At 46.4% G+C, this 13,729-nt stretch carries 15 protein-coding genes; all 15 read right to left on the bottom strand.

The window, feature by feature from the left end; genetic code table 11:
- A partial coding sequence (locus B7X71_RS06230) for a Mur ligase family protein (RefSeq protein WP_363926760.1) occupies positions 1–780 on the bottom strand: 780 nt, incomplete at its 3' end.
- 5 nt (positions 781–785) lie between these two features.
- On the bottom strand, positions 786–1,673 hold the full coding sequence (gene accD / locus B7X71_RS06225; RefSeq protein WP_293597293.1) for an acetyl-CoA carboxylase, carboxyltransferase subunit beta: 888 nt from the start codon (positions 1,671–1,673) through the stop codon (positions 786–788).
- 22 nt (positions 1,674–1,695) lie between these two features.
- The gene (gene trpA / locus B7X71_RS06220; RefSeq protein WP_293597294.1) at positions 1,696–2,493 is read right to left on the bottom strand and encodes a tryptophan synthase subunit alpha; all 798 of its coding nucleotides are present in this window, start codon (positions 2,491–2,493) and stop codon (positions 1,696–1,698) included.
- A 49-nt stretch (positions 2,494–2,542) separates the two neighbouring features.
- Positions 2,543–3,736 carry a tryptophan synthase subunit beta gene (gene trpB, locus B7X71_RS06215; protein ID WP_293597295.1) on the bottom strand — a complete coding sequence of 398 codons (1,194 nt, stop codon included), beginning with the start codon at positions 3,734–3,736 and terminating at the stop codon, positions 2,543–2,545.
- A gap of 32 nt (positions 3,737–3,768) precedes the next feature.
- Positions 3,769–4,443 (bottom strand): phosphoribosylanthranilate isomerase, encoded by a 675-nt coding sequence (locus B7X71_RS06210; RefSeq protein WP_293597296.1) that lies wholly within the window; start codon positions 4,441–4,443, stop codon positions 3,769–3,771.
- 38 nt (positions 4,444–4,481) lie between these two features.
- Entirely contained in the window at positions 4,482–5,309 is an 828-nt protein-coding gene (gene truA / locus B7X71_RS06205; RefSeq protein ID WP_293597297.1) for a tRNA pseudouridine(38-40) synthase TruA, read from the bottom strand.
- A gap of 8 nt (positions 5,310–5,317) precedes the next feature.
- Complete coding sequence (locus B7X71_RS06200; RefSeq protein ID WP_293597298.1) at positions 5,318–6,703, bottom strand: FimV/HubP family polar landmark protein; 1,386 nt, start codon at positions 6,701–6,703, stop codon at positions 5,318–5,320.
- Positions 6,703–7,860, bottom strand: coding sequence for an aspartate-semialdehyde dehydrogenase (gene asd / locus B7X71_RS06195; protein ID WP_293597299.1), 1,158 nt, complete (start codon positions 7,858–7,860; stop codon positions 6,703–6,705). The genes B7X71_RS06200 and asd overlap by 1 nt, the downstream gene beginning before the upstream one ends.
- Before the next feature lie 40 nt (positions 7,861–7,900).
- The gene (gene leuB, locus B7X71_RS06190) at positions 7,901–8,974 is read right to left on the bottom strand and encodes a 3-isopropylmalate dehydrogenase (protein WP_293597300.1); all 1,074 of its coding nucleotides are present in this window, start codon (positions 8,972–8,974) and stop codon (positions 7,901–7,903) included.
- A 23-nt stretch (positions 8,975–8,997) separates the two neighbouring features.
- Entirely contained in the window at positions 8,998–9,645 is a 648-nt protein-coding gene (leuD, locus tag B7X71_RS06185; protein ID WP_293597301.1) for a 3-isopropylmalate dehydratase small subunit, read from the bottom strand.
- Positions 9,646–9,662: 17 nt separating this feature from the next.
- On the bottom strand, positions 9,663–9,848 hold the full coding sequence (locus B7X71_RS06180) for a hypothetical protein (protein WP_293597302.1): 186 nt from the start codon (positions 9,846–9,848) through the stop codon (positions 9,663–9,665).
- 33 nt (positions 9,849–9,881) lie between these two features.
- Positions 9,882–11,291 (bottom strand): 3-isopropylmalate dehydratase large subunit, encoded by a 1,410-nt coding sequence (gene leuC / locus B7X71_RS06175; protein ID WP_293597303.1) that lies wholly within the window; start codon positions 11,289–11,291, stop codon positions 9,882–9,884.
- Between the two features lie 18 nt (positions 11,292–11,309).
- Complete coding sequence (gene gltA, locus B7X71_RS06170) at positions 11,310–12,623, bottom strand: citrate synthase (RefSeq protein ID WP_293597304.1); 1,314 nt, start codon at positions 12,621–12,623, stop codon at positions 11,310–11,312.
- Between the two features lie 82 nt (positions 12,624–12,705).
- Positions 12,706–12,975, bottom strand: a complete 270-nt coding sequence (locus B7X71_RS06165; protein WP_293597305.1) for a succinate dehydrogenase assembly factor 2 — start codon at positions 12,973–12,975, stop codon at positions 12,706–12,708.
- Positions 12,972–13,676: a succinate dehydrogenase iron-sulfur subunit gene (locus tag B7X71_RS06160; RefSeq protein ID WP_216269319.1), complete on the bottom strand. Its 705-nt coding sequence runs from the start codon at positions 13,674–13,676 to the stop codon at positions 12,972–12,974. Before B7X71_RS06160 ends, B7X71_RS06165 begins: the two co-directional genes overlap by 4 nt.
- Positions 13,677–13,729: the final 53 nt, after the last annotated feature.

The raw sequence follows: 13,729 nt of genomic DNA, 5'->3' as shown, positions 1-13,729 counted from the left end.
GGCGCCACGTAAAGCGGGATAGCCAAGACCGCTAAAGCGTTTTTGACGCCCTGCCCAACCCCATTGCTGCTTATCCCCTTGAAAGTTGTAATCACGACCCTGCAACCATAAATCACATCCAAGTTTTTCCGCGTAACCGATTAGAGATTGAGGGGGTACAGGATCGCCACAGACCGCAATGGCACCCGCTCGGAAAATACCAGCCTTTTCAAGACCGATTGCCTCGCGCGTACCGCCTAAAAAATCAGCGTGATCAATATCAATACTCGTCACGATTGCGCAATCTGCATCAACAATATTTACGGCATCCAATCGACCACCCATCCCCACCTCAAGAACCACAGCATCTAAATTCGCTTTCGAAAATAAATGCATGATTGCCAAGGTGGTAAATTCAAAATAGGTCAAGGTAGGCGCATCAATCAAACTGACGCGCGCTTTTTCGACAGCAGCAAAATGCTCTAGCAGGAGATCATCTTTTACCTCTTCACCGTTGACGCGAGCACGTTCATTGAAGACCAGCAAATGAGGAGACATGTGGCAGCCAACCTTATAGCCAGATGCCAACAAAATACTCTCAAGATAGGCGCAAGTAGAACCCTTGCCATTGGTGCCAGCAACTGTAATAACCGGACACTCAAAATGAAGGCCTAGCGCTTCTTTAACGCGATTGATGCGATCAAGACCCATGTCGATGCCGACAGGATGAGCTGTTTCGAGGTGACTAAGCCAGGCCGCTAGGCTAGAAAACAGAATGGGGGGCTGATGTGCAGAGCTCAAGCGCTTTATACAGCTGCGCTACCCGCAATTGCAGGCTCAGGAAGCTGCTGGAGCAATGCCAAGAGACGAGCGATTTCACCGCGCATTTGGCGACGATCCACAATCATGTCAATGCCACCCTTTTGCATTAAGAACTCAGAACGCTGAAAGCCTTCTGGTAATTTTTCACGAACAGTTTGCTCAATAACACGCGGGCCTGCAAAACCAATTAACGCCTTAGGCTCTGCCATCACTACATCACCCATGAAGGCAAAACTTGCAGAAATACCACCCATTGTTGGGTCTGTTAAGACGCTGATGTAAGGTAAACCTTTTTTAGAAAGCAAGGTTAACATCGAGTTGGTCTTAGCCATCTGAAATAAAGAGAGCAAGCTTTCTTGCATACGCGCACCGCCAGTAGCAGTCACACAGATAAAAGCACATTTCTTGGCAATCGCTTCTTGCACGCCGCGAGCAAAACGCTCGCCAACGACAGAACCCATTGAACCACCCATATATTGAAACTCAAAGCAAGCAGCCACAACTGGAATGCTTTCAATCTTTCCACCAAGCACAATCAACGCCTCTGATTCACCTGAGGCGTCACTTGCCTCTTTGAGCCGGTCAGGATATTTTTTGGAGTCTTTAAACTTCAGTGGGTCAATTGGATAGATGTCTGCGCCAATTTCATACCGCCCTTTTGGATCTAAAAGGCTATCAAGACGCTGACGGGCGCTAATGCGCATGTGGTGACTGCATTTTGGGCAAACCGATAAATTAGCCTCAATATCAGTGCTGTACAGCACCGTCTCACAGCTGGGACACTTAACCCAAAGCCCTTCAGGTACAGATTTGCGGTTTGCAGGATCCGTATGTTGGATTTGTGGGGGTAGTAATTTATCGATCCAGCTCATCAGTTTTTAACTATCCAGTGCATTAACTATCTAAAGCGACGCGAATTTCACGTATGAAGGTTTCAAGCGATTGTACCGCCTGGCCGGGGGCGGAATCCTCCAAAAGTCGAATAATTCGGCTGCCAATTACTACTGCATCTGCTGTTTTTGATACTGCACGGGCACTTTCAGCATCATTAATCCCAAAACCGACTGCAATGGGAATAGAGGTGGCCTCACGAATCTTAGGAATAATGCTGGCCACATCTTGGGTATTGAGGTGGGATGCTCCAGTTACACCCCGCATGGATACGTAATAGATATAACCAGAAGCTATTTTGGCTGCATCCTTTATGCGTTCTGGTGATGATGTAGGGGCCAGCAGAAAAATAGGGTCAACGCCCGCAATCTTCATACTGGCAGCAAAATCAACACACTCTTCTGGAGGGTAATCCACAATCAGAACACCATCGACACCAGCAGCTTTGGCTTCAGTTGCGAATCGCTCTGCACCCATTTGCTCAACAGGGTTGGCGTAACCCATTAAAACTACCGGAGTGCTGGGGTCAAGCTTACGAAACTCTTTCACCATATCTAAGCAGCCATGCAAAGTGACGCCCTGGGTAAGCGCCCTTTCAGATGATCGCTGAATCACTGGGCCATCTGCCATCGGATCGGAAAAGGGAACGCCGAGCTCAATCACGTTCGCACCACCACGTACCAACGCATGCATCAACTCAACGGTGAGTTTAGGATCGGGGTCGCCTGCAGTAATAAAAGGAATCAGTCCTTTTTTCCCAGAGGCTTTGAGTTCGTTAAAGAGTGCGGTAATTTTTGACATGGGCGATTCGCGATTATTATTTTTATGAATATTCAGAACTGGGTTCGAATTAACCTTCAGAGCCAGTCGCTTGCGCTACGGTGTGCATATCTTTATCACCACGACCAGATAAGTTCACCAAGATCGTTTTGTCTTTAGAAAGTGTCGGTGCTAGCTTGCATGCATATGCAATCGCATGCGAGGACTCTAAAGCGGGAATAATGCCTTCGATACGACAGCAATCATGGAATGCCTTAAGAGCCTCTTCATCCGTCACCGCTACATAATCAGCGCGACCTGAATCTTTTAACCAAGCATGCTCAGGCCCAACGCCTGGATAGTCCATGCCCGCTGAAACAGAATGCGTTTCAGAAATCTGACCATTTTCATCTTGCAATAAATAGGTACGATTACCGTGTAGTACACCCGGCTTACCTACGCAAAGTGCTGCAGAGTGAAGACCGCTATTTAAGCCATGACCTGCAGCCTCAACACCCACTAACTTCACTTGCGGAAAATCGATATAGGGATAAAAGATACCCATCGCGTTAGAACCGCCGCCAACGCAAGCCATGACATAGTCAGGCTGACGGCCTGTCATTTCAGGCATTTGCACCTTGCATTCTTCACCGATCACGCTCTGAAAATCACGCACCATCATCGGATAAGGATGGGGGCCAGCAACAGTGCCGATGATGTAGAAGGTATCCTCAACGTTCGTCACCCAATCACGCATCGCTTCATTGAGTGCATCTTTGAGGGTCTTTGTTCCGGATTCAACAGGCACCACTTTTGCGCCTAGTAATTTCATACGAAATACATTTTGCGCCTGACGCGCTACGTCAACAGAGCCCTGATACACGGTGCAATCTAAACCAAAGCGCGCACAAATAGTTGCAGTTGCTACACCATGTTGCCCTGCTCCAGTCTCTGCAATGATGCGTGGCTTACCCATGCGTTTAGCCAGCATAGCCTGGCCAATCACGTTATTAATTTTGTGAGCGCCAGTGTGATTTAAATCTTCGCGCTTAAGATAGATCTGCGCACCGCCTAGCATCTCACTCCAACGCTTAGCGTGATACACGGGCGATGGACGACCTACAAAATGTTTGAGCTCGTAATGAAACTCTTCTAAGAATTCTGGATCGTATTGGTATTTCGCATAAGCAGCTTTGAGCTCATCCAAGGCGAACATGAGTGTCTCAGAAACAAATACGCCACCGTAAGGACCGAAGTGTCCTCGTGCATCTGGCTTATCGTACATAAATACCTCTTTTGATTAGTTGCAGCAAATAATTAGGTTAATGTGCTTACGTCTGCCGCTCGCACCGCCTCAATAAACTGTTTCATCAAGGCGTGATCTTTTACACCCTTGCTGATTTCAACGCCGCTTGAGACGTCAACCGCACAAGGATGCAGGCGAGCAATGGCTTCGCCCACGTTGTGAACGTTCAATCCACCACTCAAAACGACCTGAGGCGCGTTTGCGCTTATCCATGCTTGAGGAATTCCTGACCAATCAAAAGGAACGCCCCCTCCACCATAGCCCTCAACAAGAGCATCTAGCAAAAAGGCGTTTGCATACCTATATTGTAGGGAAAAATCATCAAACGCGAAGCCGGTGCCAACGCGTGCAGCCTTCATCCATGGCTGACCCGCAGCTAGGCGCTCACACTCTTCTGGAGACTCATCCCCATGAAATTGCCATAAGGTGATGGATGCGGCCGCCCTAATAGCCTCAAATTCAGCGTCAGAGGCATTAACAACCAAGCCAACGGCATCAACCCCGGCTGGAAGCCTGGAAATCAATGCAGCGGCAATATTGGGGGTTACAGACCTTGGGCTTGGCGGGTAGAAGACGAAGCCAACAGCATCGACACCCGCAGCAACAGCAGCATCCACATCTGCAGGAGTCCTGAGACCGCAGATTTTGACCCTAGTACGGCCTAGAGAATTGGTAAGTAAGCCCATAGAGGAAATGATAAGGCCTTAAGCAAATAAAGGCCTGCTTAGGCGTAAACCGCCTTAGGCAACCAAGAATTAGCTAGCCAAGGCTTGGGGATCTGAAACTCATCTGGATAGACAATTTGAGCCAAATAGAGTCCGGCCGGGGAAAACGTAGGCGCCGCAATGCTACGGTCTTTTGCTGCTAGGACTTCTGCCATCCAGCCTGCTTTTTGCTTACCAACACCGATTTGAATAAAACTGCCAACTAGATTGCGCACCATGTGATGCAAGAAAGCATTTCCTTTGATCTTGAAATACAACCAAGGCTCATCTGAGAAAATCTCAATGGAATACATTGTTTTTACTGGAGTCTTGCTTTGGCATTCTGAAGATCGGAACGAGGTGAAATCATGCTCACCAATTAGACATTCGGCAGCCTCTCTCATGGCATCAAGATCAAACCAACGATCTGATGGAAGCATCACATAACCCGCGCGATCTGCAGCCATGGGTGATCGGCATGGCCCAGCATGTAGCGTATAAATGTAAGTGCGCTCATGCGCAGAAAACCGCGCGCTAAATTCCTCGGGGACTGCTTTAGCCCAGTTGACCACAATGGATTCGGGCAGGAAAGTGTTCACCCCCCTAACCCATGACCAACTTTCTCGATCAACCTCAACATCAAAGTGAACAACTTGGCCTAAAGCATGGACGCCTGTATCCGTCCTGCCGGCCGTAATGACGCGGATAGGATTTGATTTAGCTGCATCTATACCGACAAATGAAGAAATCGCTTTTTCTAATTCATCTTGAATGGTATTTTGATTTACTTGAGATTGCCAACCTGAATAGGGATTGCCGTCATACTGAAGACCTAAGGCGATGCGCATAGTAAGGCTCAGTTATTGCGGTGTAACAACTCGGCCAATAAGCCCTGAGCTTCTGCCGTTAAAGCAGGATCTATAGATCCACCAATCTGCACAATCTCTTCAAGAGATTTTTTTGCAGCAGAAAAATCTTCAATGGTGATGTAAGCACGCGCAAGATTTAACTTAACCCGTAGAGAATCAGCCAGAGGGTTTAACTCAGCAACGGGTGGTTGAGTAGATTTTTTAGCTGGGGTTAAATCCAGATCAATCCCAGCAAACAATGCCTTGGCCCGATCGGGCATTACACCATGCGGTGAATGGCTCTCCTTAGGGGTAGCAACTTCTTTAGGAATGCTATCCGCAAAATGAGGTTCTTCAGAACGACGCGCATTTTTTGCCAACAACCAAAGCAACAAACCAGTAAGCCCCATCAACACTAAGGCAAAAATTGCTGGAGCAAAACCACCTAAACTAACTACTCCATCATTTTTTGCAGACTCAGATGACCTTCCTTTAGCTTGGTCAAGCAAACGCTGCAAATCAGCAATATTTTTTTCAAGTTCAGCAACGCGGACACGCGTTTGTTCAAGAGCCTTCTCTTGTGCAACAAGATCTTCTGTATAGCGGCGCTCTTCAGAGCTACCTTCAGCACTTGATCCAATTTTGAGGCGATCCTTCGGGGGTGTATCTGCACTATTTTTTATAGCGCTTGCACTTTGCACTCCACCCTTGGCATCACGCTCGGCCAACCACTGAGCATTCGACTCTGATACAAACTGTTGCGCCTCGGCTGGACTAATCGAGCGCAATAATGCTTGATTAGGTTTATTAAGTTCAGCACCAGCCTCAAGATGATTAATACTGCCACTAGCAAAAGCATCAGGATTCGCTTTAAACAAAGCCATCATCGTTTGATCCAGTGTGACACCCTGCAACTGAGGGGCTAACTGGGCTGCGATTTCCGATAAGGTTTGACCAGGCCTGACCAAAATTTTCTGCACATCGCCTAATAGCAATGTATAGGTTTTAGTGATGCTTCCAGCAGACCAATTTAAAGTGACCAAGACATCCAAAAAAGGATCGTCTGTTATCGGCACTGACTCAACTGTTTCCAACAAGATCATTAATTGTTCTTGCTGATTGCGATAGATCATCGCTTGAGGATTCAGGGTGAGTATCTTTTGAGATATGCCTAAACGATCGTAGGCCGCCTTGTTCACAATACCAACATTCAAACTTGCAAGAGCAGAAGTTTCATCCACTCCAACTCGAATTGGAAACTCTACCTTGAGGGGTTCACCAGGCCTAGAAAGCAGCTTTGGGGAGCCAAGTGAAATGGCTCCTGCAGCACAGGACCAACTTAGCCAAATTAAGCAAAGCGCTCTTGCAAACTGAATCTGGCTAAATCTGAACATTAGTGCTCTAACAAGATGCGGAGCATGCGACGCAATGGCTCAGCAGCACCCCACAGAAGTTGATCGCCTACAGTAAAAGCACCAAGATATTCAGGGCCCATCGCCATCTTATGAAGGCGACCGATAGGCACTGTCAAGGTACCGCTAATTGCTGCTGGCGATAATTCACGCTCAGTGGTCTCACGATCGTTTGGAATCACCTTGACCCATTGATTATCGTTAGCCAAGATTGCTTCAATCTCTTTCAGCGGGATATCTTTTTTAATCTTTACGGTCAAGCCTTGTGAGTGACAACGCATAGCGCCAACACGAACACACAAACCATCTATTGGAATACTTCCAGGAGTTCTAAATGCAGGTCGGCCCAAGATCTTGTTGAACTCAGCGCCACCCTTCCACTCTTCTTTAGTCTGGCCATTCTCAACAGGGACATCAATCCAAGGAATCAAGCTACCAGCTAAGGGTGTATTGCGGAAGTTCTTTTTAGGAAACTCAGACGAACGCAAAGTCTCAGTAATTTTGCGATCAATATCCAGAATCCATGAAGATGGGTCAGCTAATTCAGTAGCAACGCTGTCGCGTAATGCACCCATTTGCAACAATAGCTCACGCATATTTTGAGCACCAGCACCGGATGCGGCCTGATAGGTCATCGCACTGATCCACTCAACCATGTCGGCCTTAACCAAACCACCCATGGCCATCATCATCAAGCTAACTGTACAGTTACTACCAATCCAGTTTTTTCCGCCGGCGGCCAATGCCTTATCAATTACGGAACGGTTTACAGGATCCAAAATTAAGACCGCATCATCTTTCATACGCAAGGCACTAGCCGCATCAATCCAATGACCTTGCCAACCCGCGGCGCGCAGTTGAGGGAAGATCTCATTGGTATAGTGGCCACCTTGGCAAGTCAAAATGATGTCGCAACGAGAAAGCGCTTTGATGTCATTAGCATCAAGCAAAGCATTTTCGCTCTTGGTAACTTTTTGACCATTCAAAAGTGGCACTTCACCGCCAGCTTGGCTGGTACTAAAAAATACTGGCTCAATCAGATCAAAATCTTTTTCAGCGAGCATTCTCTCCATGAGAACGCTACCAACCATACCGCGCCAGCCAACTAAGCCTACCAATGGTGTTTTTGTATTTGACATGATGAATGTTCTGTTGAATGTATTTATTTATTGTGATGCGTTATTTTGAAAGAGCAGCAACTACAGCATCGCCCATATCAACGGTAGACACTTTTTTCGTGCCTTCGGTATAGATATCAGCAGTACGCAATCCTTGAGATAAAACCTTTTGCACTGCCGCCTCTATACGATCCGCTTCTGCTGGCAAACCCAATGAGTAACGCAACATCATGGCAGCAGAAAGAATAGTTGCCAATGGATTGGCAATACCTTTGCCTGCAATATCTGGCGCTGAGCCATGGCTTGGCTCATACAAGCCTTTATTATTTTTATCCAATGACGCTGATGGCAACATGCCAATGGAGCCCGTCAACATGGAAGCTTCATCAGAGAGAATGTCGCCAAACAAGTTCCCAGTAACAACAACGTCAAATGCTTTTGGCGCTTTGACCAATTGCATTGCTGCGTTATCAACATACATATGCGATAGCTCAATATCGGGATACTCTTTACCCACGCGAATCATGACATCACGCCAGAGCTGCGAAGTCTCGAGAACGTTTGCCTTATCAACACTACATACTTTTTTACTGCGCTTGCGTGCAGCCTCAAAGGCGACACGGCCAATGCGCTCTACTTCTGGCTCGCTGTAATGCATCATGTCGTAGCCTTCACGCGCACCCTTAAACAAGGGGAGCTCAGAAGTACGAATACCGCGCGGTTGTCCAAAGTAAATATCGCCATTGAGCTCGCGAATAATTAGGATATCTAAGCCACTAACAATTTCAGGCTTCAGGCTAGAAGCGGAGGTTAGTTCGTCGTAGCAAATAGCGGGCCTGAAATTAGCAAACAATTCCAAATGCTTGCGCAATCCCAGGATGGCTTGCTCAGGACGAAGTTCGCGTGCCAAGCTGTCATATTTCCAGTCACCTACAGCACCAAATAAAATAGCATCTGCTTTTTTAGCAAGCTCTAATGTTGCAGGTGGTAATGGATGACCGGCTACATCATAGGCAGCACCGCCAACTGGGGCAGTCTCAAGGTCAAATTTAGGGGCGAGCGCGTTTAATACCTTAACGGCTTCAGCAACGATTTCCGGGCCGATACCATCGCCCGGTAGGACTGCAATTTTCATGAAAGGCCTTTAACTGAATAAAACTACGGCAGTTGTGTCGCAAGCCAAGGCATCTTGAGGATACGCTCAGCTTCGTAAGCCTTGATTTTATCTGCATGTTGCAGAGTTAAGCCAATATCGTCTAAGCCGTTCAGAAGGCAATGCTTTCTAAATGGTGCTACATCGAAGCTATAAGCAGTGCCATCAGGCGCAATGACCTGCTGGGCTTCCAGATCAATAGTAAGTTGGTAGCCGGCAAAAGCCAGCGTTTCATTGAATAAATGGTCTACTTGTAGCTCCGTAAGAACAATCGGTAAAAGGCCATTTTTAAAGCAATTATTGTAGAAAATATCAGCAAAGCTTGGGGCGATAACAGCTCTAAAACCGTATTGATCCAATGCCCAAGGCGCATGCTCACGGGAGCTACCGCAACCAAAGTTCTTACGGGCAAGCAAAATGCCGGCATCTTTATAACGTGGCTGGTTTAAGACAAAATCTGGATTAATTGGTCGACTGCTGCAATCTTGACCAGGCTCACCATGATCTAAATAGCGCCACTCGTCAAATAAATTCTGACCAAAACCCGTTTTCTTAATCGATTTTAAGAACTGCTTTGGGATGATGGCATCGGTATCGACATTCTCGCGATTAAGCGGCGCAACCAAGCCTTTGTATACCGTAAATTTTTCCATGGGGGTCTCTTACTAAATTACTTCACTGGAGTTACAACAACATCTTTCCCTTGGTTTTGGGATTGATTTGAGGTGTTTGCACTTTTACCACCACCCATGGAGTTACCCATAGTTTGGAGATCTTTTCCAACGCCCTCCATCGTATTTGCACAGGCAGCTAGCAGAACCCCAATCGCAGCAACAATGCATAATTTTTTAATCATTGTGAAAGAAGACCATTTAAACACTGTAATTCCTTAAGAAATCTTACGAACATCAACAAAATGACCTTCAATCGCCGCCGCAGCAGCCATTGCTGGACTTACTAAATGCGTTCTACCACCGTTACCCTGGCGACCTTCAAAATTTCGATTGGAGGTTGAGGCACAGCGCTCACCTGGCTCCAGGCGATCGGCATTCATTGCTAAACACATCGAGCAACCAGGCTCGCGCCATTCGAATCCCGCAGCCTTAAATACCCGATCTAAACCTTCTCGCTCAGCCTGAGCTTTGACTAGTCCAGATCCAGGAACAACCAATGCCAATTTGACATTAGCGGCCACCTTTTTACCAAGACGATCTACAACCTTGGCAGCAGCGCGAATATCTTCAATACGGCTGTTAGTGCAAGATCCAATAAAGACTTTATCAATCGAGATATTGCTTAATGGCGTGTTTGGAACAAGGCCCATGTACTCAAGAGCACGCTCCATTGCAGAACGTTTATTTGCATCATGCTCTTTTTCCGGGTCAGGAACACGATCACTAATTGATAAAACCATTTCAGGCGATGTTCCCCAAGTTACTTGAGGAGCAATTTCTTCTGCGCGCAACTCTACAATTGCATCAAATTTTGCATCTTCATCTGAATGCAAGGAACGCCAGTACTGCAAGGCATGACGCAAAGCCTCACCTTTAGGGGTATAAGGTCTACCTTGAATATATTCAATAGTAGTTTCATCAACCGCAACAAGGCCAGCGCGCGCGCCAGCCTCAATGGCCATATTGCAGAGGGTCATGCGACCTTCCATGGAGAGATTGCGAATGGCTTCACCTGCGAATTCAATGGTGTAACCAGTTCCACCCGCAGTACCAATTTTGCCAATCACAGCAAGCACGATGTCTTTTGCAGTCGAACCTGGTTGAAGACGTCCATCTACCTTGACCAACATATTCATGCTCTTTTTCATGAGCAAGGTTTGAGTAGCTAATACGTGCTCAACTTCTGAGGTACCAATACCAAATGCTAGAGCACCAAAGGCACCATGGGTACTTGTATGGGAATCACCGCAAACAACTGTCATACCAGGCAAGGTTGCGCCCTGCTCTGGTCCAATAACGTGAACAATTCCCTGGCGAGTGTCGTTCATCTTGTATTGAGTGATACCAAAGGCATCACAGTTTTGATCCAACGTATCTACTTGTAATTTAGAGATCGGGTCAGCAATTCCTTCAGAGCGGTCTGTCGTTGGGACATTGTGATCTGAAACGGCCAAATTGGCAGAAATACGCCACATTGGCCGACCAGCTAAATTTAATCCTTCAAAAGCTTGAGGACTTGTCACCTCATGCAATAACTGACGATCTATATAAATCGTAGCCGTGCCATCTTGTTCGGAATAGACGACATGGTCATCCCACAATTTGTCGTAAAGCGTGCGTGACATGTAAACCCTCTAATACTTTTATTTGCGTACAGAAATGTTGGGAACCTTGCGTGAAGTTTCACCAACATACAACTGACGTGGACGACCAATCTTGTACTCAGGATCAGTAATCATTTCTTCCCACTGAGCAATCCAACCCACTGTTCTTGCTAAGGCAAAAATACAGGTGAACATTTCAGTAGGAACACCTAGTGCGCGCTGAACAATTCCAGAGTAGAAATCAACGTTTGGATAGAGCTTACGACTCACGAAGTATTCGTCTTCAAGAGCAATTTTCTCAAGTGTCATGGCTAACTTGAACAATGGATCATTCTCAAGACCCATTTCCTTTAGAACTTCATGGCATGTTTCACGCATTAGCTTAGCGCGCGGATCAAAGTTTTTGTAAACGCGATGACCAAAGCCCATTAAACGAACGCTGGAGTTCTTGTCTTTAACTTGCGCAATAAAGTCACCAATCGTATCTACGCCACCGTTTGCCTGAATTTCATTGAGCATTTGCAAGCAGGCCTCATTAGCGCCACCGTGAGCTGGACCCCATAGGCAAGCAATACCTGCAGAGATGGCAGCAAATGGATTTGTGCCAGACGAGCCGCACAAACGGACTGTTGATGTAGAGGCATTTTGCTCATGGTCAGCATGCAATGTAAAGATGCGATCCAAAGCACGCACCAACACTGGATTGACTTTGTAATCCTCACAAGGTGTAGCAAACATCATGCGCATGAAGTTTGCGGTGTAAGACAAGGAATTATCAGGATAGATAAATGGTTGACCTACAGAGTATTTATAAGCCATTGCAACCAAGGTTGGCATCTTGGCAATTAAACGAATTTGAGCAACTTCACGAGCATGTGGATCGCTGTAATCGATCTCATCATGATAGAAGGCGGCCATTGCACCAACCAAACCAGTCAGGACCGACATTGGATGTGCATCACGACGGAAGCCGCGTAAGAAGAATTGCATTTGCTCATGAACCATCGTGTGGTGCATCACCATTTGTTCAAACTCTTTTTTCTGCTTGGCGTTTGGCAACTCGCCATTCAATAGAAGATAGCAAACCTCTAAGAAGTCGCAGTTATGAGCGAGATCTTCGATTGGGTAGCCACGGTAGAGCAACTCACCCTTATCACCATCGATATAAGTGATTTTGCTATTGCATGAAGCTGTAGAAAGAAAGCCTGAATCGTAGGTGAACTTTCCAGTTTGACCGTAAAGCTTACGAATATCAATTACGTCAGGACCAATCGTGCCTTTATAAATTGGCAAGTCGATATCTGGTGTGCCGTCCGAAAACGATAATTTTGCCTTGATGTCCGATTCAATCATTTCTAACCCTTAGTCATTCAAATTGATGATTAATACACTATTTGATCATGCGCCCATAATACTGTTGCACCAAAAAGCCGAATTACTTCTGTCTTAGCTTTTGTAAAACCGCCTTAAAGGAATCACCCTCAGGCTCCTTTTCTAATGCTGCTACAGAGTCCTTGCGACCGATTAATAAATCCATCAGGTCATTGTCTTCTAAGGCTAACAACCGGCTTAATACTTCTCCATCTTCCGCGGTAAGTTGAGAGCCGTAGCGCTCAAAAAAACGCTGCAGAATTAAATCGTTTTCAAGTAAACCCCTGCGGGCATCACTCTTTAGGCGATATAACTCTGCATTGGTGAGGGTCATACCGCCCTACGTACCATCAATTCCTTGATCTTTCCAATTGCCTTGGTTGGATTCAAATGTTTAGGACAAACGTCCACACAGTTCATGATGGTGTGACAGCGGAATAAGCGATACGGATCTTCTAAGTTATCCAGACGCTGCGCAGTGTCTTCATCACGGCTATCGGCAATAAAGCGATACGCCTGAAGCAAACCTGCTGGACCGACAAACTTATCTGGGTTCCACCAGAAAGATGGGCATGAGGTTGAGCATGATGCGCACAAGATGCACTCGTACAAACCATTCAACTCTTCACGCTCTTCAGGGCTCTGGAGACGCTCTTTTTCTGGAAATGGATTGTCATTTACCAAGTAAGGCTTGATCGACAGATATTGTTTGAAGAACAAAGTCATATCCACAATCAAATCGCGCACGACTGGCAAGCCAGGTAGAGGACGCAATGTAATGACTTTAGGCAAGGTCAACATATTAGTTAAGCAAGCCAAACCATTCTTGCCGTTAATGTTCATGGCATCAGAGCCACAAACACCTTCACGACATGAACGACGATAAGAAATGGATTCATCTTGTTTCTTAAGAGAAATCAAGGCATCCAACAACATACGTTCGCCAGTCAACTCAAGCTCGTAACGCTCCATGCGTGGGGCTGCATCGACATCTGGATCGTAGCGGTAAATTTCAAATATACGAATATCACTCATTTTTAATTTCTCTTCGCTTAGAAAGTACGTTCTTTAGGAGGGAAAGACTCAAC

The sequence above is a fragment of the Polynucleobacter sp. 39-46-10 genome, from assembly GCF_002282275.1.
Note: the sequence above shows the minus strand (reverse complement) of the source record. Positions and strands in the feature narration are given on the sequence as shown.

Bases quoted from the DNA above. Each gene is read 5' to 3' on its own strand.
- trpA (WP_293597294.1), bottom strand. From the start codon at position 2,493: ATGTCAAAAATTACCGCACTCTTTAACGAACTCAAAGCCTCTGGGAAA.
- trpB (WP_293597295.1), bottom strand. From the start codon at position 3,736: ATGTACGATAAGCCAGATGCACGAGGACACTTCGGTCCTTACGGTGGC.
- asd (WP_293597299.1), bottom strand. From the start codon at position 7,860: ATGTCAAATACAAAAACACCATTGGTAGGCTTAGTTGGCTGGCGCGGT.
- B7X71_RS06210 (WP_293597296.1), bottom strand. From the start codon at position 4,443: ATGGGCTTACTTACCAATTCTCTAGGCCGTACTAGGGTCAAAATCTGC.
- gltA (WP_293597304.1), bottom strand. From the start codon at position 12,623: ATGATTGAATCGGACATCAAGGCAAAATTATCGTTTTCGGACGGCACA.
- truA (WP_293597297.1), bottom strand. From the start codon at position 5,309: ATGCGCATCGCCTTAGGTCTTCAGTATGACGGCAATCCCTATTCAGGT.
- B7X71_RS06160 (WP_216269319.1), bottom strand. From the start codon at position 13,676: ATGAGTGATATTCGTATATTTGAAATTTACCGCTACGATCCAGATGTC.
- B7X71_RS06200 (WP_293597298.1), bottom strand. From the start codon at position 6,703: ATGTTCAGATTTAGCCAGATTCAGTTTGCAAGAGCGCTTTGCTTAATT.
- leuD (WP_293597301.1), bottom strand. From the start codon at position 9,645: ATGGAAAAATTTACGGTATACAAAGGCTTGGTTGCGCCGCTTAATCGC.
- B7X71_RS06180 (WP_293597302.1), bottom strand. From the start codon at position 9,848: ATGATTAAAAAATTATGCATTGTTGCTGCGATTGGGGTTCTGCTAGCT.
- leuB (WP_293597300.1), bottom strand. From the start codon at position 8,974: ATGAAAATTGCAGTCCTACCGGGCGATGGTATCGGCCCGGAAATCGTT.
- accD (WP_293597293.1), bottom strand. From the start codon at position 1,673: ATGAGCTGGATCGATAAATTACTACCCCCACAAATCCAACATACGGAT.
- B7X71_RS06165 (WP_293597305.1), bottom strand. From the start codon at position 12,975: ATGACCCTCACCAATGCAGAGTTATATCGCCTAAAGAGTGATGCCCGC.
- leuC (WP_293597303.1), bottom strand. From the start codon at position 11,291: ATGTCACGCACGCTTTACGACAAATTGTGGGATGACCATGTCGTCTAT.